This window comes from Pseudomonas koreensis, assembly GCF_012986595.1.
GTDB classification, from domain to species: Bacteria; Pseudomonadota; Gammaproteobacteria; order Pseudomonadales; family Pseudomonadaceae; genus Aquipseudomonas; species Aquipseudomonas koreensis.
This window is the reverse complement of sequence record NZ_JAAQYM010000008.1, coordinates 186,297-212,720: the sequence shown is the minus strand read 5'-3', so window position 1 is coordinate 212,720 and position 26,424 is coordinate 186,297. Positions and strand designations below refer to the sequence as shown.

The 26,424-nt window shown below is 57.8% G+C and carries 33 protein-coding genes and 1 tRNA gene; 14 read left to right on the top strand and 20 right to left on the bottom strand.

Features of this window, described 5'->3' with window-relative positions:
• The first annotated feature begins 27 nt into the window (after window positions 1–27).
• The gene (locus tag HBN98_RS24360; protein WP_083368505.1) at window positions 28–882 is read left to right on the top strand and encodes a DNA adenine methylase; all 855 of its coding nucleotides are present in this window, start codon (window positions 28–30) and stop codon (window positions 880–882) included.
• 70 nt (window positions 883–952) lie between these two features.
• On the opposite strand, the gene HBN98_RS24355 is transcribed toward HBN98_RS24360, so the two are convergent.
• Window positions 953–1,870 (bottom strand): HEPN domain-containing protein, encoded by a 918-nt coding sequence (locus HBN98_RS24355; protein WP_151101672.1) that lies wholly within the window; start codon window positions 1,868–1,870, stop codon window positions 953–955.
• A 178-nt stretch (window positions 1,871–2,048) separates the two neighbouring features.
• Between HBN98_RS24355 and HBN98_RS24350 the strand changes: the two genes are divergently transcribed.
• The 7 genes from HBN98_RS24350 (at window position 2,049) to HBN98_RS24315 (ending at window position 6,179) form a co-directional block, all read left to right on the top strand.
• Entirely contained in the window at window positions 2,049–2,636 is a 588-nt protein-coding gene (locus HBN98_RS24350) for a phiTE_072 family protein (RefSeq protein WP_083368503.1), read from the top strand.
• Window positions 2,637–3,232: 596 nt separating this feature from the next.
• Window positions 3,233–3,562, top strand: coding sequence for a hypothetical protein (locus HBN98_RS24340; RefSeq protein ID WP_083368501.1), 330 nt, complete (start codon window positions 3,233–3,235; stop codon window positions 3,560–3,562).
• Between the two features lie 49 nt (window positions 3,563–3,611).
• Complete coding sequence (locus tag HBN98_RS24335) at window positions 3,612–3,947, top strand: hypothetical protein (RefSeq protein ID WP_083368500.1); 336 nt, start codon at window positions 3,612–3,614, stop codon at window positions 3,945–3,947.
• A 5-nt stretch (window positions 3,948–3,952) separates the two neighbouring features.
• Window positions 3,953–4,261 (top strand): hypothetical protein, encoded by a 309-nt coding sequence (locus HBN98_RS24330; protein ID WP_186352913.1) that lies wholly within the window; start codon window positions 3,953–3,955, stop codon window positions 4,259–4,261.
• 54 nt (window positions 4,262–4,315) lie between these two features.
• Complete coding sequence (locus HBN98_RS24325; protein WP_083368498.1) at window positions 4,316–4,810, top strand: hypothetical protein; 495 nt, start codon at window positions 4,316–4,318, stop codon at window positions 4,808–4,810.
• Window positions 4,811–4,854: 44 nt separating this feature from the next.
• Window positions 4,855–5,067: a hypothetical protein gene (locus HBN98_RS24320; protein ID WP_083368497.1), complete on the top strand. Its 213-nt coding sequence runs from the start codon at window positions 4,855–4,857 to the stop codon at window positions 5,065–5,067.
• The gene (locus tag HBN98_RS24315) at window positions 5,067–6,179 is read left to right on the top strand and encodes a tyrosine-type recombinase/integrase (protein WP_083368496.1); all 1,113 of its coding nucleotides are present in this window, start codon (window positions 5,067–5,069) and stop codon (window positions 6,177–6,179) included. Before HBN98_RS24320 ends, HBN98_RS24315 begins: the two co-directional genes overlap by 1 nt.
• 100 nt (window positions 6,180–6,279) lie before the next feature.
• On the opposite strand, the gene HBN98_RS24310 is transcribed toward HBN98_RS24315, so the two are convergent.
• The 9 genes from HBN98_RS24310 to thrS all read right to left on the bottom strand — a co-directional run bounded on the left by HBN98_RS24310 (window position 6,280) and on the right by thrS (window position 13,732).
• Window positions 6,280–6,356 (bottom strand) — tRNA-Pro (locus HBN98_RS24310).
• A gap of 88 nt (window positions 6,357–6,444) precedes the next feature.
• Window positions 6,445–6,801, bottom strand: coding sequence for a MerR family transcriptional regulator (locus tag HBN98_RS24305; RefSeq protein WP_003179985.1), 357 nt, complete (start codon window positions 6,799–6,801; stop codon window positions 6,445–6,447).
• Window positions 6,782–7,084, bottom strand: coding sequence for an integration host factor subunit alpha (gene ihfA, locus HBN98_RS24300; RefSeq protein WP_002553164.1), 303 nt, complete (start codon window positions 7,082–7,084; stop codon window positions 6,782–6,784). The genes HBN98_RS24305 and ihfA overlap by 20 nt, the downstream gene beginning before the upstream one ends.
• 3 nt (window positions 7,085–7,087) lie before the next feature.
• A complete protein-coding gene (pheT, locus tag HBN98_RS24295; RefSeq protein ID WP_083368495.1) occupies window positions 7,088–9,466 on the bottom strand; it encodes a phenylalanine--tRNA ligase subunit beta in 2,379 nt (792 codons plus the stop codon).
• A 26-nt stretch (window positions 9,467–9,492) separates the two neighbouring features.
• A complete protein-coding gene (gene pheS / locus HBN98_RS24290) occupies window positions 9,493–10,509 on the bottom strand; it encodes a phenylalanine--tRNA ligase subunit alpha (protein WP_083368494.1) in 1,017 nt (338 codons plus the stop codon).
• Window positions 10,510–10,618: 109 nt separating this feature from the next.
• Window positions 10,619–10,975: a 50S ribosomal protein L20 gene (rplT, locus tag HBN98_RS24285; protein ID WP_007913489.1), complete on the bottom strand. Its 357-nt coding sequence runs from the start codon at window positions 10,973–10,975 to the stop codon at window positions 10,619–10,621.
• 28 nt (window positions 10,976–11,003) lie between these two features.
• On the bottom strand, window positions 11,004–11,198 hold the full coding sequence (gene rpmI, locus HBN98_RS24280; RefSeq protein WP_002553160.1) for a 50S ribosomal protein L35: 195 nt from the start codon (window positions 11,196–11,198) through the stop codon (window positions 11,004–11,006).
• A 60-nt stretch (window positions 11,199–11,258) separates the two neighbouring features.
• Window positions 11,259–11,810 carry a translation initiation factor IF-3 gene (gene infC, locus HBN98_RS24275; protein ID WP_169843736.1) on the bottom strand — a complete coding sequence of 184 codons (552 nt, stop codon included), beginning with the start codon at window positions 11,808–11,810 and terminating at the stop codon, window positions 11,259–11,261.
• Window positions 11,810–13,732 (bottom strand): threonine--tRNA ligase, encoded by a 1,923-nt coding sequence (thrS, locus tag HBN98_RS24270; protein WP_007961251.1) that lies wholly within the window; start codon window positions 13,730–13,732, stop codon window positions 11,810–11,812. Before thrS ends, infC begins: the two co-directional genes overlap by 1 nt.
• 381 nt (window positions 13,733–14,113) lie before the next feature.
• On the opposite strand from thrS, the gene HBN98_RS24265 reads away from it, so the two are divergent.
• Together HBN98_RS24265 and HBN98_RS24260 are read left to right on the top strand one after the other, a co-directional pair.
• The gene (locus tag HBN98_RS24265) at window positions 14,114–14,413 is read left to right on the top strand and encodes a hypothetical protein (RefSeq protein WP_083368493.1); all 300 of its coding nucleotides are present in this window, start codon (window positions 14,114–14,116) and stop codon (window positions 14,411–14,413) included.
• Window positions 14,414–14,705: 292 nt separating this feature from the next.
• Window positions 14,706–14,918: a cold-shock protein gene (locus HBN98_RS24260; protein WP_003179963.1), complete on the top strand. Its 213-nt coding sequence runs from the start codon at window positions 14,706–14,708 to the stop codon at window positions 14,916–14,918.
• Window positions 14,919–14,990: 72 nt separating this feature from the next.
• On the opposite strand, the gene HBN98_RS24255 is transcribed toward HBN98_RS24260, so the two are convergent.
• A complete protein-coding gene (locus tag HBN98_RS24255; protein ID WP_064588296.1) occupies window positions 14,991–15,308 on the bottom strand; it encodes an I78 family peptidase inhibitor in 318 nt (105 codons plus the stop codon).
• A gap of 168 nt (window positions 15,309–15,476) precedes the next feature.
• Complete coding sequence (locus HBN98_RS24250; RefSeq protein ID WP_083368492.1) at window positions 15,477–15,782, bottom strand: hypothetical protein; 306 nt, start codon at window positions 15,780–15,782, stop codon at window positions 15,477–15,479.
• Between the two features lie 132 nt (window positions 15,783–15,914).
• On the opposite strand from HBN98_RS24250, the gene HBN98_RS24245 reads away from it, so the two are divergent.
• Complete coding sequence (locus HBN98_RS24245) at window positions 15,915–16,127, top strand: hypothetical protein (protein WP_083369417.1); 213 nt, start codon at window positions 15,915–15,917, stop codon at window positions 16,125–16,127.
• A gap of 33 nt (window positions 16,128–16,160) precedes the next feature.
• Here the strand turns inward: HBN98_RS24245 and HBN98_RS24240 are convergent, their stop codons facing one another.
• The 8 genes from HBN98_RS24240 to HBN98_RS24205 form a co-directional block, all read right to left on the bottom strand.
• The gene (locus tag HBN98_RS24240; protein WP_083368491.1) at window positions 16,161–17,189 is read right to left on the bottom strand and encodes a nucleoside hydrolase; all 1,029 of its coding nucleotides are present in this window, start codon (window positions 17,187–17,189) and stop codon (window positions 16,161–16,163) included.
• Window positions 17,190–17,234: 45 nt separating this feature from the next.
• Entirely contained in the window at window positions 17,235–17,639 is a 405-nt protein-coding gene (gene rbsD / locus HBN98_RS24235) for a D-ribose pyranase (RefSeq protein WP_083368490.1), read from the bottom strand.
• Window positions 17,636–18,553 (bottom strand): ribokinase, encoded by a 918-nt coding sequence (gene rbsK / locus HBN98_RS24230; RefSeq protein WP_083368489.1) that lies wholly within the window; start codon window positions 18,551–18,553, stop codon window positions 17,636–17,638. The genes rbsD and rbsK overlap by 4 nt, the downstream gene beginning before the upstream one ends.
• A 24-nt stretch (window positions 18,554–18,577) precedes the next feature.
• Window positions 18,578–19,597 carry a LacI family DNA-binding transcriptional regulator gene (locus HBN98_RS24225; protein WP_064588307.1) on the bottom strand — a complete coding sequence of 340 codons (1,020 nt, stop codon included), beginning with the start codon at window positions 19,595–19,597 and terminating at the stop codon, window positions 18,578–18,580.
• Window positions 19,598–19,600: 3 nt separating this feature from the next.
• A complete protein-coding gene (locus HBN98_RS24220; protein WP_064588308.1) occupies window positions 19,601–20,578 on the bottom strand; it encodes an ABC transporter permease in 978 nt (325 codons plus the stop codon).
• Window positions 20,575–22,128, bottom strand: coding sequence for a sugar ABC transporter ATP-binding protein (locus HBN98_RS24215; protein ID WP_064588310.1), 1,554 nt, complete (start codon window positions 22,126–22,128; stop codon window positions 20,575–20,577). Before HBN98_RS24215 ends, HBN98_RS24220 begins: the two co-directional genes overlap by 4 nt.
• Window positions 22,129–22,185: 57 nt before the next feature.
• Window positions 22,186–23,142 carry a sugar ABC transporter substrate-binding protein gene (locus HBN98_RS24210; protein ID WP_064588313.1) on the bottom strand — a complete coding sequence of 319 codons (957 nt, stop codon included), beginning with the start codon at window positions 23,140–23,142 and terminating at the stop codon, window positions 22,186–22,188.
• Window positions 23,143–23,342: 200 nt separating this feature from the next.
• Entirely contained in the window at window positions 23,343–23,798 is a 456-nt protein-coding gene (locus tag HBN98_RS24205) for a hypothetical protein (RefSeq protein ID WP_064588315.1), read from the bottom strand.
• 351 nt (window positions 23,799–24,149) lie between these two features.
• On the opposite strand from HBN98_RS24205, the gene HBN98_RS24200 reads away from it, so the two are divergent.
• The 3 genes from HBN98_RS24200 to HBN98_RS24190 all read left to right on the top strand — a co-directional run bounded on the left by HBN98_RS24200 (window position 24,150) and on the right by HBN98_RS24190 (window position 26,400).
• Window positions 24,150–25,238, top strand: a complete 1,089-nt coding sequence (locus HBN98_RS24200; protein ID WP_003226392.1) for an asparaginase — start codon at window positions 24,150–24,152, stop codon at window positions 25,236–25,238.
• Between the two features lie 198 nt (window positions 25,239–25,436).
• Window positions 25,437–25,706 (top strand): DUF1654 domain-containing protein, encoded by a 270-nt coding sequence (locus HBN98_RS24195; protein WP_371262577.1) that lies wholly within the window; start codon window positions 25,437–25,439, stop codon window positions 25,704–25,706.
• A gap of 4 nt (window positions 25,707–25,710) precedes the next feature.
• On the top strand, window positions 25,711–26,400 hold the full coding sequence (locus tag HBN98_RS24190) for an endonuclease (protein WP_083368487.1): 690 nt from the start codon (window positions 25,711–25,713) through the stop codon (window positions 26,398–26,400).
• The last annotated feature ends 24 nt before the right edge of the window (window positions 26,401–26,424 follow it).

Sequence of the window (26,424 nt, the reverse complement as noted above, 5' to 3'; positions counted from 1 at the left end):
AGGGCGGCGCCTGACTGGAAACAACTCATGACCATCACCGCACCGGTCATCCGCTACCACGGTGCCAAGTTCCGGCTTGCGCCGTGGGTGCTGCAACACTTTCCGCCGCACACCTGCTACGTCGAGTCATTCGGGGGCGCCGCCGGCGTCCTGATGCAGAAGCCACGATCGTATGCCGAGGTCTACAACGACCTGGACGGCGACATCGTCAATCTGTTCCGCGTCCTGCAGGATCCGGTCACGCGATCGGGACTTACCGAGCGCTTGGTATTCACGCCCTACTCTCGCGAGGAATTCCAACTGTCGTGGGAGCCGAGCGCCGAACCAGTCGAACGAGCGCGGCGAACGATCATTCGCGCCCAGATGGGCTTCGGCTCCGCCGGCGCCACTAAGGGCGTCACCGGATTTCGCATCGATACGAAGCGCCAATACGGCACGGCCCAGTCACTGTGGGCGACCTATCCTGAGCAACTTGCCGAGGTTGGCCAGCGCCTGATCGGCGTGCTGATCGAGAACAGGCCGGCGATCGAGGTGATCAGGGCGCACGACGGGCCTCAGACGCTGCACTACGTCGACCCGCCCTACGTGCATGGCACCAGGTATAAAGGCGCGTCAAGCGGCCGCTACTACAAGCACGAAATGGACGACACGGCCCACCGCGAATTGCTCAGCGTTTTGCTCGAGCTGGAAGGAATGGTCGTGCTCTCGGGCTACCCGAGCGACCTGTATGCAGAGATGCTGCCGGGCTGGGCCTGCTACAGCACTTCGGCGCGGATCAGCGCAAGCAGAGGCACAGCAAGCCGAACCGAATGCGTTTGGCTGAGCCCGGCATGTGTCGATCGGGTCAGCCAGATAGGGCTGGACCTCGGCGAGCGCGCATAACCCTTAAACCCCCCTTTTCTCACGATCACGCCAGCCGGCGAGGATCCCATAGAGCCGAGCGAGAACAAAACTAATGAACTCCAAAAAACAAGCGCTTCCTGAAATACTCTTCTATCAACTCATCACTCCCTGCAACTAATGATGAGCATTCAATTTCATCTAGGATTCTGAAAGTTATATCCCTTAGTAAAACCAGCATCGCCTCGCTAAGATCAGGAGTTATTTTTGCAAACGCCTTACTTACATGGGAGCCGTGAGTTACTTGCGATCTAACAGCATAACACTTTTTCATCAACTGGTAATTCTCCTCCATTTGAACCGGAGAACCTCCAAGAAAAAAGGCAACTCGCTCCGAAAGACGATGAGTGAGTTCGGTAGTAGTTGTGGAAAACAAGCTTTCTAGCGCGCTGCACATTTGTGAAATCTTCATTGCGGGATGACTAGCACACCTCGAAATTTGAACAAATGACAAAAACCTAGCAAACCTTGTAATCTCTTTAGATATCACAGGGGTGTAAATAGAGAATCCTGTTTCGTGCAGCTGAGTGCGAAGCTGTAATCCCTTAGATGCCCAAAGATCGAATTCAGCATCATTGAAGGTAACCAGAGCTTGTCTGTCACCGTTAGCGGTGGAAGACTGAGCGTAAAGGTTCGCATTCGACCAAGCGATAGTACCTGAATGACTTAAACGACAGTACGCCATCTCACAAATGAAACAGTTATCCTTAACAAGCCACGAATCTTGAAGCGCCCACTCAACAAAAAGCATCCAAATATGAAGAATTTGGTCAGCAGTAAGATCTTCATCCCAATTATCTAAATCCTCTTGCTCGCAAACCACAAGATGATTTGCAGACATCAAATGCTTGTATTCTATTAAACCTGCGAACCTCTCAAGGTCTCGAGGAATAAACTTCCTAATTTGCTCCCGCCCAACAACTATGCTAAGCGTGGGCATTATCTTGTAGATTCCAGGGCGAACATCCATGTTCAGCCATCGAAATGTTGTTATTAGTTCGATCTGCCTCAAACTGTCCACCTCTTAACTTTTCAAAATGTACTATTCCAGCACAATGCAACTGTAACGGCTTTTAGGCAGTCAACAATTTCCTATCCTCGCATTATAACTCTCCACCGCCCGGGCATGCCCCGGCATAGGACGCTCCATGCCCACAGAAAACAATCCGGCAGTACCGCTGCAGGTTGAGCGCTCGACAGTCACGAAGCTGGTGATCACCGGAGCGCCGAGCCTCGACCAGATCACCGTGTTTCTCGAAGACCTGGCGCCAAAACGAGGCAAGATCACGGTCAGCTGCTGGGGCAAGAGCTGGACGGCTTACTGGGGTGGCATGTGGGACGGCCACACCATTGCGCAGTTTTTCTGCGAGCTGAGCACCTGCTACATCATCGGTTACTTCGACCAAGCTTTGAGATCACGGCAATTCAGCGGTGATGCTCTCGCGAACGAAGCGCAGCGCCTGGTGCTGAAAGAACGACGTCGATTCTGCTACACGCCGGACGAAGCGCGCGAAATGTTCGACGAGGCGGAGGATCTGCGCGAATCGCCATCGATTGAGCATTTGCACGCCGTCCACAGCGAGCTGATGACCAGGCTGTTCGGCGACGAGTGGTGGCACGTGACGAACGATGCCACTGAGCCAAATCCCGACTACGCCTACCTCGAACGAATCATTCTCGCGGTGCAACAGGCGCTGTGCCAAGAACAGCCGCAGAAGCAGGCCTGCTTGATGTAATCCTCGGCTAACAAAAACCCGGATCGCCCGACTGACTACCGGGAAATTCCTGCTGTAATTTTTCGGGTTCCTATGCACCGTGGGTAGGACGTACACCCCAAAAATTTAGTGCCGCGCCGCCTACCAACTTTCGTGACTCGAAGAGCCATGGGGCTGCCACAAAGCAAGCACAACCCTAGCCTCTCCCAGTCAGCTTTAGGCGGTTTTAAGCGTTCGATTTCTTCAAGCCGGGCTGCCTCTGCAGCTTGGTTACGAGCATCTAACCGGGCCTTCTTCCAAGAGCTCAGTTGAACGAAGACGAAAAATACTCCGCATATGCCAAGGAACCACAAAAATCCATTGCCACTCCCGCTTCTCCCACCACGCCCTCCCCAGCGGGATCCACGACCGCCTCTTCCACCGCGAGCCTGGGCTTGTCCGCAAAACAGAAGGAGGGGGACGAGTAGCAATGTACGCCTAGATAGTTTGGTTTCCATTTGCTCAGTCCGTGAACGTCGGTACCCAGCACATTAGCAATTCCTCACACGGGACTCCACACAAGCTCCCTTACACACCTCTCCCTTCAAGTCAGCCGCTATAGCGGCAAGGACGAAGTCATGTCTGAAGAAATCAAATTGATCCAACCAGCTCCGGTCGTTCGCGATGAGGACGGCATGTTTCAGCATCCCGACCTGCCCGACTTCGATGATGGTGACGGAGACAAGTGCAAGGCCTGGGTCATCGAGCAGGGCCTGCAGGTGAAAATGGTCGAGCTCGAACACCACAGCGACCAAACAGTCTCTGACCGCTACTTCGACGCGGGCGATTCGGATTGCAGCTACTGGGATCCGGACAAGCCGGACGGCGAAGGCTGGTTCTGTCTTTCGATCCACGACACTGACAATGGCCCGGTCTGCTGGTGGGCGCGTCGCGAGGTGAAGCCATGATCTTCGCCCCGCTCTACATGGCCTACCTCATCTACAAGGGGCCGTGGCGATGAACGAACAAACCTGGAAAGAATTTTATTCTGTCGATCAAGCCGCTCAGCATGCCGCCGACTGGTGCAAGCGCAATCCAGCATGGCGCCGGATCTGTGATATCCCGGATATCTCCGTATTCGAAAAAACCTACGATGAGATTCCAAAACGCGAGCGCGCCTACTGGGACAAGAACGGCGGCGAAGAATGCTGGCGAGAATTCGGCACCGGAGGAACCAAAGTGCCAACTGGTTTCATCTCCGGCAAGGGTGAGTTTTTCGACCATGTGCTCAAGGTGCCGCTCCATCACAACCTGATGACGGTTTATCGCGTTGGCAGGCGCTGGAAGCCGTGAGCAGCATGGTCAGCGTTCGCACCGAAGAACTGACCGGCCCGGCGCTGGACTGGGCAATCGACGCGATCGAGGGTGACCAGCAGCCCGCCGCCGGCCAATTGGGTCTCTTCGCCCTGCCCGACGCCGAGCAGCTGATCACGAAGTACGGCGTCTGGGTCGATGTTGGCCACCGGCACCCGTGGCTGGCCGACATGGCGAACGACCCGTTCAACCGCCAGTCCGGCGAAACCCAAACCATTGCGGTGTTCCGCGCCGTGGTCTTCGCCAAGCGCGGCGCCACGGTGAGCGTCCCCGCCGAACTCATCCAGTTGTAAACCCTAAATTGACCACTCAACAGCCTGCCGGTGTACGGCGGGCGAGGAATTTGTATGTCCGCTCTGAACCGTTTTCATGAAACTGCAAGCGATGCGCTGGAGAAGATCAGCGCCTGTCTGCCAGACGGCGCCAAGCTCTGCCTGACCATCTACACCCCCGAAAAACCAGAACTCGACATCGTGCTGCAGGACAAAGGAATCGACCTGAACGAGGTGGTTTCCACCCTGCGCCGGCACGGCCTGAGCATCGACGGCGACAACGGCTACAAGCGCGACCTGCTGAACTCTGTTGTCGGTTCACTGGCGTTCGGCGCGCAGAACAAAAACCCGCCACCGGCCGGGCACTGGGGCCAGCGATTCTGGGATATCGGTCGCGAGGAGCGCGGACTGCACGAAGAGCTGGTCGCCGCGCTGAAGCTCAACCGCGAGAACCTGCGCGCCTGCCAAGCAACCATCCATCTCGCTGGCGGATTCGACCCCGCCTACGTGGACGACGCTCAAGCTGCAATGGCGGTCGCCGACGCAGTCCTGGCCAAGGCCGGCGCATAACCCTTCACCACCTTCTGCCGCCACGCGCGGCATGGAGCATCACAATGAAAAAAGAGCTGATCAAGATCAGTGAATTCCAGCGCCGGCGCTGGGGTGAAAACGGCACACCACCCTGCCCCCAAGCGATACGCAACTACATCCGCAACGGCCAGGTGCCCGGCGAGCAGATCGGGAAACTCTGGTACGTTGATTGGACAGCGTTCAGCCGGTCAGACGGCAATGATCTGGTCGCGATGGTATTGAAAGGAGCTGCATGATGGTCCCACGGCCGCGCAACAAGGCGAACAAGAGCCTCCCGCAGAACCTGTACTTCGATTCGCGGCGCTCGACCTATCGCTACCGGCGGCCTACCGACGGTAAGTGGTTCCAGTTCGGCACCGACCGAGTCAAAGCGATCGATGCCGCGAAGCAGTTGAATCTGGAGTTCATGCGCGGCGCTGACCTGGTCGGCGCTGTGATGGGCAGCACGTCGGAATCGTTCGCCGGCTTCCTGGACACATACGAGCGTGACGTACTACCGCCGCGCGAACTGGCCAAGGGCACGCTCGGGCTGTACGCCGTGCACTTTCGCCGCTTCCGGAAACAGTTCGAAGGCAAGGCCGTCGACCAGATCACGATCCGCATGATCGCCGAGATGCTGGACGCTCTCACGCCGCGCACTGCCAACCAGTGCCGCGCCCTGCTGATCGACATCTTCAACCATGCAGCTGCCAAAGGCCTGTGCCCGGACAATCCGGCGGCCAGCACCATCAACCGGATCGAGAAGAAGCAACGCAAGCGGCACACCGTCGATGGCCTGAAAGCCATTCGGGAGAAGTCGCCGTTCTGGCTGCAGAACGCGATCGATTTGGCGTTGATCACCGCGCAGCGGCGAACCGACATTCTCAACATGCGATTCGACGGGGTTCGGGAAGGGTTCCTGTATGTGGTGCAACAGAAGACGGCCAAAGCCAGCGATGCAGCGTGGATCCGGTTCAAAGTGACCGAAGAACTCCAAGCGGTAATCAGCCGGTGCCGGGATGACATCGTCTCGCCTTACCTGATTCACCGCCGGCCAGACCGCAAAAAGCAGAAGCAGGCGCAGACGAAGGATCACTGGACGCAGGTCGAAGAACGATATTTGACGCGAGCCTTCAAGGAGGCCCGGGAAGCGGCGGGTTGTTACAAGGGATGGAAGGAAGAGGAAATGCCAGGCTTCCATGAAGTGCGGGCACTGTCGCTGCACCTGTACCAGAAGGCCGGAAAAGATGGGCAGAAGATCGCCGGCCACGCCAGCGAAACTATGACCAAAAACTACCAGAAGGACCACGCCGAAATCGTCTGGTCGGAGGCAATTCCAGACCTCAATATCAGCGAAATCACCGGGTAGTTTTGCGCAAGTTTTGCGCGGGTTTTGCGCGGGTTTTGCGCAGGCACAAAAAAGCCGATCTAGATGATCGGCTTAAGTGTCTGATTTTACTCAGGAATAATGGTCGGGACGGAGTGATTCGAACACTCGACCCCTAGCACCCCATGCTAGTGCGCTACCGGACTGCGCTACGCCCCGACTGGTCTGAAACCTGCTCTTCACCTCGAAGAACGCTCAAGAATATATCGCAAGCGTTTGAAAACTGGAAGTATTCAAACGCAGCTTTTTATTTCTTGAGCACCACCAGTACATCTTCAAGCTCGGCAATCATCTGGCGGATCATTTGCTTGTATTGGGTGGTGTCGTCTTTGGCTTCATCGCCGGACAAACGCAGGCGTGCGCCGCCGATGGTAAACCCCTGATCGTAAAGGAGCGCGCGGATCTGCCGGATCATCAGCACATCCTGGCGCTGATAATACCGGCGGTTTCCGCGGCGTTTGACGGGGTTGAGTTGAGGAAACTCCTGCTCCCAGTAGCGCAGCACGTGTGGTTTTACCGCACACAGCTCGCTGACTTCACCAATGGTGAAGTAGCGTTTGCCCGGGATGACGGGTAGTTCGTCGTTATGACTTGGTTCCAGCATAAGCCTCAACTCGGGCCTTCAACTTCTGCCCTGGACGAAAGGTGACCACACGGCGAGCCGTGATCGGGATTTCTTCCCCCGTTTTCGGGTTGCGGCCAGGCCGCTGGCGTTTGTCCCGAAGGTCGAAATTGCCGAAACCGGACAATTTGACCTGCTCGTTGTCTTCAAGAGCGTGCCTGATTTCCTCGAAAAACAGTTCAACCAATTCCTTGGCTTCCCGCTTGTTCAGGCCCAGCTCTTCATACAGACGTTCCGCCATCTCAGCTTTCGTCAAAGCCCCCATACGTCACTTCCTTAACGTGGCGTTCAACCTTTGTTCGAGCGAGGTGAGGATATTTTGCGTCGTCGAATTCACCTCATCGTCATTAAGAGTGCGCGATGGATGCTGCCAGGTCAAGCCAACTGCAAGGCTTTTTCTATCAGGATCAATACCTTTACCCTGATACACGTCAAACAGCCTGAGCTCCGTGAGCCATTCACCTGCATTTTCACGGATTACGTCCAGCACGGCCGAGGCCGCGACGTCTTTGTGCGCGATCAATGCAAGGTCACGACGCACTTCAGGAAAGCGCGACAACTCATGGAATTGCGGCATTTTTCCGGACGCCACTTCCGCCAGAACCAGCTCAAAGACGAAGACCGGACGATCCAGGCCGAGTGCTTTGGACAATTCAGGGTGGATTGCACCGATGAAGCCGACTTCACGCCCGTCACGTTCGATGCGCGCGGTTTGACCCGGGTGCAGCGCCGGGTGTTTGCCCGGGGCGAAAGTGAAGGAATCCAGTGCACCGGCGAAGCCCAACACCGCTTCAACGTCAGCCTTGACGTCAAAGAAATCGACCGTGTCGCGACCTTGCGCCCAGCCTTCCGGCAGGCGGCTGCCACAGACAACACCGGACAGCATCGGCTCTTGCTTCAGGCCTTCCAGTTGACCGACGAAGCGCAGACCGCTTTCGAACAGACGCACGCGATCCTGTTGACGGTTCAGGTTGTGCTGCAACGCCTTGACCAGACCCGGCCACAGCGACGAGCGCATGGCAGCCATGTCATTGGAAATCGGATTGGCCAGCAACAGCGGCTCGACGCCCGGATTGAACAGTTCGAACTGCTTCGGATCGATAAAGCTGTAGGTGATTGCCTCCTGATAACCACGGGCGACCAGCAGGCGACGCAGTTCAGGCAATTCGCTGCGCGCTTCAGCCTTGGCTTGTGGCGCCAGACGCGCTTGCGGGTAACGGACCGGCAGACGGTTGTAGCCGTACAGACGCGCCAGCTCTTCGATCAGATCAACTTCCAGGCTGATATCGAAGCGATGGCTTGGCACTTCTACGCGCCACTGCCCTGCACCGTCAGCGGAAATGTTCAGACCCAGGCCGCCGAGCAGACGCTCGACCTGCGCCGAATCCATTTCCATCCCCAGCATCTGGGTGATGCGCTGCGCACGCAGGGTGATCGGCGCGATCGACGGCAGGTGCTGCTCGCTGACAGTTTCGATGATCGGGCCGGCTTCGCCGCCAGTGATCTCCAGCAGCAGGCCAGTGGCGCGCTCCATGGCTTCACGGGCCAGTTGCCAGTCCACGCCACGCTCGTAACGGTGAGAAGCGTCGGTGTGCAGGCCGTAGGAACGCGCCTTGCCAGCCACAGCGATCTGGTCGAAGAACGCACTTTCCAGAAATACGTCGCGCGTGGTCGCGGACACGCCGCTGTGCTCGCCACCCATCACGCCGGCAATTGCCAGAGCGCGAGTGTGGTCGGCAATCACCAGCGTATCGCTACGCAGGCTGACTTCCTGACCGTCGAGCAAAACCAGCTTCTCGCCCTCTTCCGCCATGCGCACACGGATGCCGCCATTGATTTCGGCGAGATCGAAGGCGTGCAGCGGCTGACCCAGCTCGAGCATCACGTAGTTGGTGATGTCGACGGCAGCGTCGATGCTGCGCACTTCGGCGCGGCGCAGACGCTCAACCATCCACAGCGGGGTCGGTTTGGACAGGTCTACGTTGCGGATAACGCGGCCCAGGTAACGCGGGCAGGCGGCAGGCGCCAGCACTTCCACCGAACGCACTTCATCGTGTACGGCAGGAATGGCCATGATCACCGGACGGATGACCGGAGCGTCATACAGCGCACCGACTTCACGGGCCAGACCGGCCAGCGACAGGCAGTCGCCGCGGTTTGGGGTCAGGTCGACCTCGATGCTGGCGTCTTCCAGGTCCAGATACACGCGGAAGTCTTCGCCCACCGGCGCATCGGCCGGCAGTTCCATCAGACCATCGTTGCCTTCGCCGATCTGCAACTCGGCTTGCGAGCAGAGCATGCCGTTGGACTCGACGCCACGCAGCTTGGCCTTCTTGATCTTGAAGTCGCCCGGCAGCTCGGCGCCGATCATGGCGAACGGAATCTTCAGGCCCGGACGCACGTTTGGCGCACCGCACACGACCTGGAAGGTTTCCGCGCCATTGCTGACCTGGCACACACGCAGTTTGTCGGCGTCAGGGTGCTGCTCGGTGCTCAGCACCTCGCCCACTACCACGCCGCTGAATACACCGGCGGCCGGGGTCACGCTATCGACCTCCAGGCCCGCCATCGACAGACGAGCAACCAGCTCGTCGCGACTCACCTGCGGGCTAACCCAGCCACGCAGCCATTGTTCACTGAATTTCATCCTGCTCTCCTAAGAATTCGTTACGACTAGCGAAATTGCGCGAGGAACCGCAAGTCGTTGTCGAAGAACAGACGCAAGTCGTTCACGCCGTAACGGAGCATCGCCAGACGCTCGACGCCCATGCCGAAGGCAAAGCCGGAGAACTCTTCCGGGTCGATGCCGGACATGCGCAGCACGTTGGGGTGCACCATGCCGCAGCCCATGACTTCCAGCCAGCCGGTCTGCTTGCAGACGCGGCAGCCTTTACCGCTGCACATCACGCATTCCATGTCGACTTCAGCGGATGGCTCGGTGAACGGGAAGTACGAAGGACGGAAACGTACGGCCAGCTCTTTTTCGAAGAACACCCGCAGGAATTCTTCGATGGTGCCTTTGAGATCGGCGAAATTGATGTCGCGATCAACCAGCAGGCCTTCGACCTGGTGGAACATCGGCGAGTGGGTGATATCGGAGTCGCTGCGATACACACGGCCTGGGCAGACGATGCGGATCGGTGGCTGCTTGGACTCCATGGTGCGGACCTGTACCGGCGAGGTATGGGTGCGCAGCAGCATGTTCGCATTGAAATAGAAGGTGTCATGCATCGACCGGGCCGGGTGATGGCCTGGGATGTTGAGTGCTTCGAAGTTGTGATAATCGTCTTCGACCTCAGGGCCTTCGGCGATGCCGTAGCCAATGCGGGTGAAGAACTGTTCGACACGTTCCAGAGTCCGGGTTACCGGATGCAGACCACCGGAGGTCTGGCCACGGCCCGGCAACGTCACGTCAATGGATTCGGCAGACAGTTTGGCAGCCAGTTCGGCTTCTTCAAACAGAGCCATGCGCGCATTGAGAACGCCTGTGACACGTTCCTTGGCAACGTTGATCAGCGCGCCGACTTGCGGACGCTCTTCTGCCGGCAAATTCCCCAGGGTCTTCATCACCTGAGTCAATTCACCCTTCTTGCCAAGGTATTGAACCCGGACTTGCTCCAGGGCATTGATATCTTCAGCGCTTTGCACAGCCTCTAGTGCTTGAGAGACCAGCGCATCCAGGTTTTCCATGTACAGACTCCAGATACAAAATAGGGGAAGAGCTTGAAGGCTCTTCCCCTATTTAAGACGTTTACCACCTGACCCCACGGAAGTGAGGCCGGGTGATTGTCGGGGGTACTTAAGCCAAGGTGGCTTTAGCTTTCTCGACAATCGCAGCAAACACCGCTTTTTCGTTCACTGCCAGATCAGCCAGAACCTTACGGTCGATCTCGATGGACGCTTTTTTCAGGCCAGCGATGAAACGGCTGTAGGACAGACCGTTAACACGAGCACCAGCGTTGATACGAGCGATCCACAGAGCGCGGAACTGACGTTTTTTCTGACGACGGTCACGGTAGGCGTATTGGCCTGCCTTGATTACCGCTTGCTTGGCAACACGGAATACGCGGGAGCGTGCGCCGTAGTAGCCTTTAGCAAGTTTCAGAATTTTTTTGTGACGCTTACGGGCAATGACGCCACGCTTTACACGAGCCATGAGTTACTTCCTCTATTCTTGACTAAAATTAACGAAGGCGCAGCATGCGCTCGACTTTTGCCACGTCAGACGGATGCAGCAAGCTGCTACCGCGCAGTTGACGCTTACGCTTGGTCGACATTTTGGTCAGGATGTGGCTCTTGAAAGCGTGCTTGTGCTTGATACCGTTAGCAGTTTTCAGAAACCGCTTAGCAGCACCACTTTTGGTTTTCATTTTTGGCATGTTCGGATACTCCGCATTCAGTTGATAAACATAATCAGAAGGCCTGCCGTGCCCTGTTGATTACTTCTTCTTTTTCGGGGCGATGACCATGATCAGCTGGCGTCCTTCCATCTTAGGATGCTGTTCGACCGAACCGTACTCGAGCAGGTCACCTTCAACCCGCTTGAGGAGTTCCATCCCCAGCTCCTGGTGGGCCATCTCACGGCCGCGGAATCGCAAGGATACCTTGGCCCTGTCCCCGTCACTCAGGAAACGTACCAGGTTGCGCAGTTTTACCTGGTAATCCCCTTCCTCCGTCCCTGGACGAAACTTGATTTCTTTTACCTGAATCTGCTTCTGGTTTTTCTTCGCTGCTGCAATCTGCTTCTTCTTTTCGAAGATCGATTTGCCGTAGTCCATCACCCGGCAAACCGGTGGGACTGCGTCAGCAGAGATTTCTACCAGATCAAGCTTTGCTTCTTCAGCAATACGAAGCGCTTCATCAATCGAGACGATGCCAATCTGCTCGCCATCAGCGCCAATTAACCGAACCTCGCGTGCCGAGATATTCTCGTTGATCGGGGCTTTCGGTGCAGCTCGTTTATCTTGTCTCATTTCACGCTTAATAATAATTACTCCGAATCTGGGCGACCACGCCGGGAAACCGCTTGCGCGAGAAACTCAGCGAACTGGGCGACGGGCATCGAGCCCAGGTCAGCACCTTCACGAGTACGCACAGCGACAGTCTGCATCTCGACTTCCTTATCTCCGATAACCAAAAGATAGGGAACCTTGAGCAAAGTATGCTCGCGGATTTTAAAGCCGATCTTTTCATTTCTCAAGTCGGACTTGGCACGAAATCCGCTTTCGTTGAGAGTTTTTTCAACCTGAGCGACGAAATCTGCCTGTTTATCAGTGATATTCATGATCACAGCCTGGGTTGGCGCCAGCCACGCAGGGAACGCACCTTCGTAGTGCTCGATCAGAATCCCGACGAAACGCTCGAACGAACCGAGGATCGCACGGTGCAACATCACAGGGTGTTTGCGGCTGTTGTCTTCGGAGACGTATTCGGCGCCGAGACGGACAGGCAGGTTGAAATCGAGCTGCAAGGTACCACACTGCCACACACGACCGAGGCAATCTTTCAGCGAAAACTCGATCTTCGGGCCGTAGAACGCACCCTCACCCGGCTGCAGATCGTACGGCAGACCAGCGGAATCAAGGGCTGCAGCCAGTGCCGCTTCGGCGCGATCCCACAATTCGTCGGAACCCACGCGTTTTTCCGGACGAGTGGACAGTTTCATCTCGACATCGGTGAAGCCGAAGTCGCGGTAAACATCCATGGTCAGCTTGATGAACGCTGCGGATTCGGCCTGCATCTGCTCTTCAGTGCAGAAGATGTGGGCGTCATCCTGGGTGAACGCACGCACACGCATGATGCCGTGCAGCGCGCCCGATGGCTCATTACGGTGGCAGGCACCGAATTCGGCCAGACGCATCGGCAGCTCGCGGTAGCTCTTCAGGCCTTGGTTGAACACCTGCACGTGGCACGGGCAGTTCATCGGCTTGATGGCGTAGTCGCGGCTTTCCGACTCGGTGGTGAACATGTTGTCGGCGTAGTTGGCCCAGTGCCCGGATTTCTCCCACAGGCTGCGATCGACCACCTGCGGGGTCTTGATCTCAAGGTAGCCGTTGTCACGCTGCACCTTGCGCATGTACTGCTCGAGCACCTGGTACAGGGTCCAGCCATTCGGGTGCCAGAACACCATGCCCGGCGCTTCTTCCTGGGTGTGGAACAGGCCCAGGCGCTTGCCGATCTTGCGGTGATCGCGCTTTTCCGCTTCTTCGATGCGCTGAATGTAAGCCGCCAGCTGCTTCTTGTCAGCCCAGGCGGTGCCGTAGACGCGCTGCAGTTGCTCGTTCTTGGCATCACCGCGCCAGTAGGCACCGGACAACTTGGTCAGCTTGAAGGATTTCAGGAAACGGGTGTTCGGCACGTGCGGACCGCGGCACATGTCGACGTATTCTTCGTGGTAGTACAGACCCATGGCCTGTTCGTTCGGCATGTCCTCGACCAGGCGCAGCTTGTAGTCTTCGCCGCGAGCCTTGAACACTTCGATCACTTCGGCGCGCGGAGTGACTTTCTTGATGACGTCGTAATCTTTATCGATCAGCTGATGCATGCGCTGTTCGATGGCGGCCATGTCGTCCGGAGTAAAAGGACGCTCGAAGGCGATGTCGTAATAGAAGCCTTCATCGATGACCGGACCGATGACCATTTTGGCCGTCGGGTACAACTGCTTGACCGCATGGCCAACCAGGTGCGCGCAAGAGTGGCGAATGATCTCCAGCCCCTCTTCATCCTTTGGCGTGATGATTTGCAGCGTCGCGTCGCTGTCGATGATGTCACAGGCGTCGACCAGCTTGCCGTTGACCTTGCCGGCCACGGTGGCCTTGGCCAGACCTGCACCAATGGATGCGGCGACCTCGGCTACGGAAACCGGGTGATCGAATGAACGTTGACTGCCGTCGGGAAGAGTAATAGTTGGCATGGCGCCTCCTCTCCTAGTGGTGACCCCTACCAAAGGTCACGTGGGTTGGGATGAGCCAGTACAAGATCCGATCCAGGCCATTCAATGACGAACGCCTGCCTTACAGCGGCAGGAGCCTTGCGGCCAACCGGAAAACCGAACCAGAGTGACTGGGATTCAAATCAGGGTTTTTCGCACGCTGACCGCTGCCGGGGCTGAAGGCCGTCCGGAGCCTGAGAGCGCTTGAGCCGGGCATGCTAGCACAGATGAGCGGCCATCGACGTCATCGAATTGATGTGCCGGTGATTCGCGCATTTTTGCGGTGCAAAGTGAACTTGGGATATACGCTTTGCCTCAAATAAGCTGAGAATCGTCGCCGATATCAAATCAGGAGTTTCAGACATGCGCCTTATCCGACTTTTTGCTTTCGCGGCCCCGCTGGCCCTGCTGCTGCCGCTGAGCGCCAACGCTGCGTGGCCTGCGGGCGTCAAAGACAAATACATGAGCGACTGCACCAAAGCGGCTTCCCAAAGTGTGAATCCAACCGTAGCCAAACAGCATTGCACTTGCGGTGCCGACGTTCTGGAGAAAAAATTCACCACGCAAGAGATCGCGCAACTGATGGACAAGAACACCCCGCCAAGTGGTGAACTGGGTCAGCGCGCACTGAAAGAAATCTCGGTTTGCCGAGTGCAGAAATAAGCGCTGACGAATGTTTTTTCGGGCGTCCAGCAGGCCAAAAACAGCCAAAAAGGCCCCGAAATCGATAATTTACGCAGGTTTTATAGCTTTTTTTACACCCTCTTCTTTCGGCTGAAAGCCACTGAAACCGGGGCTTGCAGACATTTCAGAGGTTGAAATCGTTGCAATATGAAAGCAAACAGCACGTCCGGGGGGCTACCAAAGCGAACATTTCGACTATGATACCCGGGTGTGCCCAGTTGGCCTGAGCAGCACAGTACTACTGAAAATATATGTTTCTTGGAGATACACCATGTCTAATCGCCAAACCGGCACCGTTAAATGGTTCAACGATGAAAAAGGCTTCGGCTTCATCACTCCTCAAGGTGGCGGTGACGACCTGTTCGTACACTTCAAAGCTATCGAATCCGACGGTTTCAAAAGCCTGAAAGAAGGCCAGACCGTCTCTTTCGTGGCTGAGAAAGGCCAAAAGGGTATGCAAGCTGCACAAGTTCGCCCAGAGTAATTTCCCGGCGCACTAAAAAAACCCCGTCCATGTGACGGGGTTTTTTATGCCTGCAGCAAAAGCTTTCTGCGATCAGCCGCAGTTGACGCGGGTGACCACCAGATTGGCGTCTGTATTCAGGTTCAAGCGATCGGAACGATACTCCAGAGTGATCATGTCGGTCGGCTTGAGGAAGCGGGCGTTTTGCGCGCCAGCCTTGACGCGAGCCTGATCGAGCAGTTCCGGCGAAGCTTTTTTACCGATGGCAAATTCCGCTGCCTTTGCTTCACAGCGGCTATGACCGGCATCGGTCGCCACAGGATCCTTTGCCGACTCGCTGGAGGTTGTGCTGCAACCGGCCAACATGGCAACGGCCATAAGTGCACCCAGAGACGCGAACTTCAAAGGCATGAAGCCTCCTTCTTTCAAATGGTTAAGCTGAGATCGTGCGACCGCCAATCCGGCGTTTGGTTTCACAGCGCATGCCATCACCCTGCCCCACGATCCGGAAAAACGCTGAGTCTGCCTGAAGCGCGGGCAGCGCATCCTCAGACAATCGTCACCGAATATTAACGAAGCTCAGTAGACGTCGATGTAATCGAGCGGCGGATTCGGCCAGTTATCCTTCAGCGCATTGAAAATCTGCATGACCCAGACTTCATCACTGGCCGCGACGTTACCGACATAACCCGAGCCCTTGGCCCATGTCTCCAGCCGAAACAGCAAGCCATCAATGTCCTGACCGCCCGTCACACCAGAAGAAATATAAGCAATCCCACCCTTGGTCACACGCAACTGCGTGTGCACATCATCGCTGGCCGAGGCCAGTAACTGGCGCACAGCCTCAAGTGTCAGGCCGTCGGGGGTGTTCAAATCGATTTGCACAGCACATTCCTTGGTTCAGCCGGAAAAGACCAAGTGTCGCATAGCGTCGCGCTCATGCCTAAGTCGCAGTGCCAAACGCCCGACAAAGTGGTTAACTCGCTCTCAGACATTCCCGACTTTTCGAGCGCACTCATGAGCACCGTAAGCATTACCGCCGACATCAAAGTTCTATGGCCGAAGGGGCACAGCTCGTATAGCCCGGGCAGTCCAGAAGAGCTGGCGCTGATCAGCATCGAGCTGCTGGTCAAGACGATGGGAACCCAAGGCGCACAGACGTTTATCGCCCAGGTGCTGGAGCGCTATCAGCATGAGCACAAGGCCACGCAGGCCACCGAGAAAGGGTAAAAACCCGCAGGCTGGCACCTGCGGGTCGCAACCTTACTTCAAACGCTTGAGCCGTTCGGTCAGCAGATCGAAGAAGCCCTGGGCGTCGCCGTTCTCTACCCAGAATGCATTTTTCGGTTGCTTCAGGCCGTCGTACCAGTCGACCACGGTTTGGCCGAAAGTGATGCCCTCACGGCTGTCGATGGCCACGTTCACCGAGCGACCGGTGAACAGCTCAGGCTTGAGCAGGTAAGCGATCACGGTAGCGTCATGCACCGGGCCACCCGGGATGCCGTAGTGCTCCATGTCGCCTTTGATGTACTCGTTGAGGATGTCGCCAACAATCTTGCTCGCATTGTTGTTGAGCGCGGCAATCTGCTTCAGGCGGGCGTCGCTGGTGAGAATCTTGTGGGTCACGTCCAGCGGCAGGTAGGTCAGTTTCACGCCGCTCTTGAGCACCACTTCCGCCGCTTGCGGGTCCGCAAACAAGTTGAATTCAGCTACCGGGGTGATGTTGCCGCCATTGAAGTGCGCGCCGCCCATGATCACCACTTCCTTGATGCCATTGACGATCTCCGGCTCCTGGATCAGCGCCAGCGCGAGGTTGGTCTGTGGGCCGAGCATGGCGATGGTGATGCTGTGCGGCTTGGCGTTTTTCAGGGTGTCGATCAGGTAGTTGACCGCATTGCCTTCGGCCAGGCCTTTTTTCGGCTCATGCACAGTGACACCCGACAGGCCTTCCTTGCCATGGATGTTCTCGGCATAGATCGGCGTGCGCATCAGCGGCTTCGGCGCACCGGCATAGACCGGCACGTCCTCGCGCCCTGCCCACTCGCGGGCCAGACGCGCGTTGCGCGAAGTCTTGTCGAGGCGCACGTTGCCGGCCACGGTGGTCAATGCACGGATGTTCAGTTCGTCCGGCGAGGCCAGGGCGAACAGCAAGGCGACCACGTCGTCAGCACCGGGGTCGGTGTCGATGATCAGATCGATCTTTTCAGCGGCCTGAACGCCGGTGGCGGAGATAAAAGACAAAAGCAGCAGACTCCGAAGCAATTGGTGCAGTTTTTGAGCATAGCGGTGCATGGCGCATTCCTTGTGCTGATGAAAATGTAAGGGTCGAAAACCCGGTTAGAACGTAACGCCAGCCACCAGCACGATGTTGCAGTACGGCTGACATTCGCCGGTACGAACAATCGCCCGTGCCTGTCGGCTGAGGACCTTGAATTGCTCATGCGTCAGCAGATCGCGCCGACCGAGGGCACCCTCTTCTTGCAACTCATCCAGCGTGCTCAACGCCGTTGGCTGCTTGTCGAGGATCTCATTGGCCAGCACATGGCTTTCCACCTGCATCTCGCTGAGCACGACTCTCAGGGTGCTGACGAAATCCGGAACACCGTGGGTCAGCGCCAGATCGATCAATTCAACACCCGGCGGCACCGGCAGCCCGGCGTCACCGATGACCACCATGTCGCCATGCCCCAGGGAGGCGATCAGCCGCGACAAGGCGACATTGAGTAGAGGTGTCTTTTTCATGCGGGTTTGAACGCCTGTACGTCGGACATGGTTGGAATGGAAGGTTGCGCGCCGGCCCGGGTCACAGACAGCGCGGCAGCAATCTGCCCGTAACGGATGGCTTCGGCTTCGGATTTGCCACTGGCCAGCGCTGCCGCAAACCCGCCAACGAAGGTATCCCCCGCCGCCGTGGTATCGACCGCTTTGACTTTCGGTGCCGGGAAATGCTCGAAGCCCTGGCCATTGGCGAACAACGAACCTTGCGCACCGAGGGTGATGATGACTTTGCCTGCACCCATGGCGATCAGGTGGCTGGCCGCGCTTTGCGCGGTGTCCAGCGAGTCCACGGGCAACCCGCTCAACGCAGCGGCTTCGCTTTCGTTGGGAATCAGGTAGTCGATGGCGGCGAACCAGTCTGGCGGCAGCGGACGACTGGCCGGCGCCGGGTTGAGGATCACGGTCTTGCCCAGCGCACGCGCACGCTTGAGCGCATGCCCCACCGTTGCATCGGGGATCTCAAGCTGGCAAATCACGACGTCGGCGGCCTGCAGCACGGCGTCAAAGCGATCGATCACCGCCGGTGTCATTGCACCGTTGGCACCGGCGACGATCACAATGGCGTTCTGGCTGTTGTCGTCCACGACGATCAGCGCCACGCCACTGGAATCCTCCACGGTGCTCACTGCCTGACAATCGATCTGCTCGGCCAGCAACGCATCGCGCAATTGCACGCCGTAGTCATCGTTGCCCACACAGCCGACCATCGCGACCTGCGCACCCAGGCGCGCAGCAGCCACTGCCTGATTGGCGCCCTTGCCGCCGGATACAGTGGCAAAAGAATGACCGATCAGCGTTTCACCGCCCTTGGGCAGCCGCGGCGCCCGGGTCACCAGATCCATATTCAGGCTGCCTATTACCACTACATTTGCTGGCATACATCGCTACTCGTCAATTCGGTTTCAGCGGTACTCGGTAAACACGCCGGACAGCGGCGCAGTCGATTCGCGCAAGACAATACTCGGGGTCACGATCCGTTGATCGGTGACCAGGCCCGGGGTGGCAATTCTGCGCAGCAACACTTCGGCAGCCATCTCGCCCAACTGCAGGATCGACTGGCCGACCGTGGTAAGCGCCGGGTACACATAACGGCTCATCTGGATATCGTCGAAGCCGATCACGGACAACTCGCTGGGCACCCGCACATTGCGCTCGGCCGCCGCACGGAGCACACCGATACCGATCATGTCGTTACCGGCGAAAATCGCACTCGGCGGCTGGCTTTCGAGCAGGATCGCTGCGGCGTTGTAGCCACCGGTGCTGGTGAAGTCGCTTTCCAGCATGCGCTCCGGACGCACCTTGATGCCCGCCTCCTTCAACGCCCGGCAAAAACCGGCCTGACGCATTTGCGCCACGCTGGTGCCCGACGGGCCACCGATGGTGGCGATATCGCGATGCCCCAGCTCGAGCAGGTGCCGGGTCGCCAGGTAGGCGCCATATTCATGGTCGATGCGCACCAGATCCGCATCCACGCCTTCCAGCCCCCGGTCGACAATGACCATTGGCGTTTTTACACCAGCCAGCCCTTGGGCGAGTCCGGTGTCACCACCGGCGGAAGCAACGATAAGCCCGTCGATGCGTTTTTCCAGCAGCACACGTAAATAGCTGCGCTGTTTTTCCGGGTTGTCGTCAGAGTTGCAGAGGATCACGCAGTAGCCGTTACGCTCGCAGTAATCCTCGATGCCCCGGGCCAACTCGGCAAAATACGGGTTAAGGCTGTTGGGCACCAATAAGCCAATGGTCGCAGTGGTCTTGGCTTTCAGCGAGCGCGCTACGGCACTGGGCACGTAGTCGAGGCTTTTGATGGCCGCCTCGACCTTCAGCCGCACTTCCTGGCTGACCGGGCGGGTCTTGTTCACCACATGAGAGACGGTCGTGTAGGAAATCCCCGCGAGCGCCGCCACATCCTTGATTGTTGCCATGACTTAGCCCCGTCGACTGGCGCGCTGACTGCGATAAGTATCGAGCACGACAGCGATGACAATCACCGCGCCGGTGATGATGCGTTTGGTCGGTTCCGTCGCACCGATCTGCGCCAGGCCGGCAGCCAGCACCGAGATGATCAACACTCCGAAGAAGGTGCTGATCACCGAACCGCGCCCGCCCATCAGGCTGGTACCGCCGATGACCACGGCCGCGATCACTTGCAGCTCGAGACCGGAGCCGGCATTCGGATCTGCCGCTTCCAGGCGCGAAATCTGGAACAGCGCGGCGATCCCGGCCAGCAGGCCCATCAGGCTGAACACCAGAATCTTGTACGGCTTGGGGTTGATCCCGGCGAGCCGCACAGCCTCCTCGTTGGTACCGATACCGATCAGGTAACGACCGAACACCGTACGCGTCAGCACCGCCTGCGCAATGATGATCACCAGCAAGGCAATGATGAACGACGGCGAGATGCCGAAGGCGATCGGGTTCGACAGCCAGGCAAACGAATCACCGATGTAGGCGGTACGCGAACCGGTCATCTGGTACGCCAGACCGCGTGCCATTTCCAGCACACCCAGCGACACGATGAACGATGGAATTCGCCAGGCCACGGTGATCGACCCGGTGACCGTGCCGGCCAGCGCCGCCACTGCCATGCCGAGCAATGCGGACGGCAGTACGCTCCAGCCCCAGCCGAGAATCGCCACGCTGACCGTCGAAGCGGCCAGCGCCAGCACCGAACCGACCGACAGGTCGATGCCGCCGATGATCAGCACGAAGGTCATGCCTACCGCCAGCACCATCAGATCGGGGATCTGGTTGGCCAGGGTACTGAAGGTGTTATAGGACAGAAAGTGGCTGCTCATGACCGAGAACAGCGCCACCATCGCCAACAAGGCACCGGCCAGGCCCAGATAGGTGCCCAGACCGTAGAAATTGCCACTACGTTTGCCGGCAGAAGATGCAGTTTTCATGGGAGTTCCCTAGGCGCCGCTTCATTGAGCAACGCATCACGTTTTTGGTAGCCGGCGAACGCGGCGGCAAGCAAATCATCCTGGGTCCAGCTGTCGCGCTCGAAGGTATCGATCAAACGCCCCGCTGAAAGCACACCGATCCGGTCGCAGATCAGCATCAGCTCACGCAGGTCACTGGACACCACCACCAGCGCCTTGCCCTGACGCGTCAACTCGCCCAGCAAGGCATAGATATCGAACTTGGCACCGACGTCGATGCCGCGAGTCGGCTCATCGAACAACAGCACCGAGCAATCGCGCTCCAGCCAACGACCGATCACCACTTTCTGCTGATTGCCGCCGGACAGTTCCGACACCAATTGTGTCGGGCTCGAACTGCGAATACGCATGGCGTCGATCTGACGCTGCGCCAGGGAGATTTCGTCGCTGTTGTTGACGAACCCGGCCCTGGAAATTTCCGGCATGTTGCCCAAGGCAATGTTGGCGCTGATCGACTGACTGAGCAGCAGGCCTTCGCCCTTGCGGTCTTCGGTAATCAGGGCAATGCCATGATTGACCGCATCAACCGGAGAACGCACGTTGACGACCTGCGCCGGCGAACCCAGGGCGATCGTGCCGCTGTCAGCGAGGTCGGCGCCGAAAATCAGCCGCAACAACTCAGTGCGCCCGGCTCCGATCAGCCCGGAAATCCCGAAAATCTCGCCGGCACGCACTTCGAAGGAAACATCCCGCACCTTGTCGGAACGGGTCAGGCCCTTGACCGTCAACGCTGGCGCGCCGATCTTGCGGGGGCCCATGTCGATGTGTTCGCCCAGTTCGCGACCGACCATCAAGGTGACCAGCTGCTCACTGTTGTAGTTGGCCATCGGTTCGACGCAGACCAGATTGCCGTCACGCAGCACGGCAATGCGTTGCGCGACTCGCGCCAGCTCTTCGAGGCGGTGGGAGATATAGATGATCGACACGCCACGAGCCTGCAAGCGAGTGATCTGCTCGAAGAGCATTTCCACTTCACGGGCAGTGAGCATCGCCGTCGGCTCATCGAGGATCAGCACGTGGCAATCGCCGATCAGGTTGCGCGCGATCTCGACCATCTGCTGATGCCCGATACCCAACTCGCCGACCAGGGTGTCCGGGTCGATGGCATCGAGGCCGACCTGCGCCATGGCTTCGATGGCGGCTTTGCGCAATTGCTTGCGGCTGATCCAGCCACCGTTGCTCGGCAGGTTGTCGAGAAACAGGTTTTCCGCCACCGACAGGGTCGGCAACAGATTGAGCTCTTGCATGACCATGCGCACGCCGAGTTCTTCGGCCTGGGTGCGGCTGCCCGGGCGATAGTCCTTGCCCTGGAACTGCATCTGGCCTGTGGTTGGCGTGACCAGACCACCGATGATCTTGGACAGCGTGCTTTTACCGGCACCATTCTCGCCGGTCAGCGCCAGCACTTCACCGCGCATCAGCGTCAAGTCGATGCCTGTGAGCACCGGTTGCGCATAGGTCTTGCCGATACCGCTGACCGAGAGGACAGCGTTCGGGGCGGAAACTGACATAAAAAACTCTCCATGCGCTCGCCCGGACGGACGAGCGCCGTTGTGTCGCCAGAAGACTTACTTGGTGACCAGCTCGACCGGCGTTTCGATCACGCCATTGGCACCACTGTCGACTTTCTCGCCCTTGATGATCTTCAGCGCGGTCTCGATGCCGAACACCGCTTGTTTGGCGGCATATTGGTCGGCAGTCGCCAGGACGCGGCCGTCCTTCAACATCGGCTTGATGGCGTTGATGTTGTCGTAGCCAACCACTTGGACCTGCCCCGCCTTGCCGGCAGCACGCACGGCAGAAACGGCGCCGACGGCCATACTGTCGTTACCGGCCAGCAATGCTTTTACATCCGGGTATTCGCTGAGAATCGACGCGGCAACCTTGTTGCCCTTGTCGATTTCCCAATCACCGGATTGCAGCGAGACGACCTTGATCTGCGCCGCGTCCATCGCATCCTTGAAGCCGGCGGTGCGCTGCTGGGCGTTGGTGGTGGTGGACACGCCTTCGATGATGCCGACTTCGTCACCGGCCTTCAGTTGCTTGGCCAGATATTCGCCGACCAGGCGTGCGCCCTTGCGGTTGTCCGGGCCAACGAATGGCACGCTGATACCTTTGCTTTTGACGACTGCCGGATCGAGCTGGTTGTCGATGTTGATCACGGTGATACCGGCGTCGACGGCTTTCTTGATCACCGGCACCATGGCCTTGGAGTCGGAAGGCGCGATGACCAGCGCATTGACCTTCGCCAAAATCATCTGCTCGACGATGCGGGTCTGGCCTGCGGTATCGGTCTCGTCCTTGATGCCGTTGGAGATCAGGTCGAAATCGGCGGAGTGTTCTTTCTGGTAGGCCTTGGCGCCGTCTTCCATGGTCAGGAAGAATTCGTTGGCCAGAGACTTCATGACCAGCGCGACTTTAGGTTTTTCAGGGGACTCGGCGAACGCCGAAGAGACAGGTAGTGCGGCGGCTGTGGCAGCCAGCATAGCGACAGCAAGAAGACGTCCAGCAAATGGCAGCTTCATGGGTTCACTCCGATCTTATGATTATTGTGAGCAACGCTTGCGCTGGCGTAAGCTTGATCGCTTTCTTCCGGGCATTAATGCCTCGGGAAAGCCGCGCAAACGTTTGCGTAGACCGAACTATGCGAATCCCGCCGACATTTGTCAACAATCAGAAATCGTTACTTACTGCAGGGCGAATCATCTGATTCGCCCCCCACTGCTTATGCCGTGGTGCTGACCAGGTTGCCGCTGGTGGAGTTCTTGGACATTTCCTTGACCAACGCTGCCGCGACTTCCATCAATGCGCCGCTGGTTTGCGCGATCTGCCCCTGAACGGACATGACCGCCTGCGACTTGGCCTCGGGCGTCGGATAACTCGCAGCTTGAGCCGCAGCCAGTTGCTGTTGCTGCTCCTGCAGTTGCTTCTGCAACTCCTGCATGCGCTTGAGCAACATCTTCACGGTGATGCTCAGACTATCGCCGCTGTCGGCACTATCAGCCTTGTTGGCTTCTTGCGCAGGACCACCGGTTCTGACCTGGTTGCTTTGCTCTTTTTCGACGCCCAGTGCCTCGTCGGAGGCATCCGCTTCCGCCTTGTTCATTGCATTGATCGTCGCTGCGGTTTTGCCGCCGATGGTGACGGTGCCGGGATTGGCAATGCCGATCGTCAGTGACATGTGAACTCCCTAGATTTTTCAGTTTCCTTGAACACCCATCGGCCTGCAGATTGGTTTCTTTAGCAGATAACCTGTAATCGACAACCCCATTTGCTCGACAAAGCGCGTAGTCCTTTTCGGAGAGCCGAACACGAAAGCTTCCTTTGTTCGGAAACCCGGATAAACGACTCACACCCGGATTTCGCGATTCACAAAATATTGATTTAAATCATAAGGTTAAACATTTCTCTCTCGCAAAGTACGGCTGGTACAGATCCTGCTCCCTAGCTTGCACCCCGAGCATTCAGATCGGCTCGGGGCGCATCTAGATGAACCTGCATCAGCACCGTCTCACTACTAGAGAGAAAAATAATGAAATCTGCTTTCAACACCTTGGTTCCGGGCGCTTTGGCCCTCCTCCTGCTCCTGCCAACCGCCCTTCAGGCAAAAGAAGTCGAAACCCAGACCAAACTCGCCAACGTCGTAGTACTCGCCACGGGCGGTACCATTGCCGGTGCCGGCGCCAGCGCAGCCAACAGCGCCACCTATCAAGCGGCCAAGGTCGGCATTGAACAACTGATCGCCGGTATCCCCGAGCTGAACAAGCTGGCGAACGTGCGTGGCGAACAGGTCATGCAGATCGCCTCGGAAAGCATCACCAACGACAACCTGCTGCAACTGGGCCGTCGCGTATCCGAACTGGCCGACAGCAAAGACGTCGATGGCATCGTCATCACCCACGGCACCGACACCCTGGAAGAAACCGCCTACTTCCTGAACCTGGTCGAGAAGACCGACAAGCCGATCATCGTCGTCGGCTCCATGCGCCCCGGCACCGCCATGTCAGCTGACGGCATGCTCAACCTGTACAACGCCGTTGCCGTCGCTAGCAGCAAGGACGCGCGCGGCAAAGGCGTACTGGTGACCATGAACGATGAAATCCAGTCCGGCCGCGACGTCAGCAAGATGATCAACATCAAGACCGAGGCGTTCAAAAGCCCTTGGGGTCCGCTGGGCATGGTGGTTGAAGGCAAATCCTACTGGTTCCGCCTGCCCGCCAAGCGTCACACCATGGATTCGGAATTCGACATCAAGAACATCAAGAGCCTGCCTGACGTAGAAATCGCCTACTCCTACGGCAACGTCGACGACACCGCCTACAAGGCACTGGCCCAAGCCGGCGCCAAAGCCATCATCCACGCCGGTACCGGCAATGGCTCGGTGTCTTCGCGCGTTGTGCCATCCCTGCAGGCCCTGCGTAAAGATGGCGTGCAGATCATCCGCTCGTCCCACGTCAACGCCGGCGGTTTCGTCCTGCGTAACGCTGAACAGCCTGACGACAAGTACGACTGGGTTGTCGCTCACGACCTGAACCCGCAAAAAGCCCGCATCCTGGCCATGGTAGCCCTGACCAAAACCAACGACAGTAAAGAGCTGCAACGGATGTTCTGGGAATACTGATTGCCCCTCGCCTGACCCTTTCCGGGTCGGGCAACTTGCTCACCACTCGCCGCACGGCGAGTGGTGTCAGCACCTACGTTCTACGCGGCAATTTCGCACAAAATAATCGACCCGACTTACACCAAAACCGGAAAAGCGCTGTCAGAGGATTTTCTTGAATTTTAAGCAGTTGCGAAAATGCCTACAGTTAAATACTGTATGCACGTACAGCTTAATAAGGATAACCTCGTGGCCACCTCTCCTGATGCTCCTGACGCTTACGAACGCATGGGTATGCGCGTTCAGAAAATCATCAATTCTCCCACCGCACAAAAAGCCAAAGCCGCATTGATCTTCCGTTTGCCGGACGAGCCGATGGATGCCTGGGAGCAACTGCTCGAGGAAATCGACGAGAACGACAACGTCACACTCGCCTATCGCGACGATGGTGGCGTGCAGATTTTTTGGGTTGTGCCGAAGGAAGATTGATTCAATGAGTGTCCGCTGTTTTGCTTTGCTGTTGCTGTTCATTGCTTTTGGTGCCCAGGCCGGCGCGCCCCGCACGTTTTCCGAAGCCAAGAAGGTCGCCTGGAAACTGTACGCGCCACAGTCCACCGAGTTTTACTGTGGGTGCAAATACACCGGCAACAAGGTGGACCTGAAGGCCTGCGGTTATGTGCCGCGTAAAAACGCCAAGCGTGCTTCGCGCATCGAGTGGGAGCACATCGTGCCGGCGTGGGAGTTCGGCCATCAGCGTCAATGCTGGCAGTCGGGCGGGCGCAAGAACTGCACTCGCTATGACCCGAGCTATCAGAAAGCCGAAGCCGACCTGCACAACCTCGTGCCGAGCATTGGCGAGGTCAATGGTGATCGCAGCAACTTCAGTTACGGTTGGCTGCCGGTGCAATCCGGCCAGTACGGATCCTGCCTGACCCAGGTCGATTTCAAGGCCAAGAAGGTCATGCCCCGCCCGTCGATTCGCGGCATGATCGCGCGCACCTATTTCTACATGAGCAAGCAATACGGCTTGCGCCTGTCGAAACAGGATCGCCAGCTGTATGAAGCGTGGGACAAGACGTACCCGGTGCAAGACTGGGAGCGCCAGCGCAACCAGAGCGTGGCGTGCGTGATGGGACGCGGCAATGAATTTGTCGGCCCGGTGAACCTGAAAGCCTGCGGCTAATCCTCCAGCAAAAAAGGCCTCGAA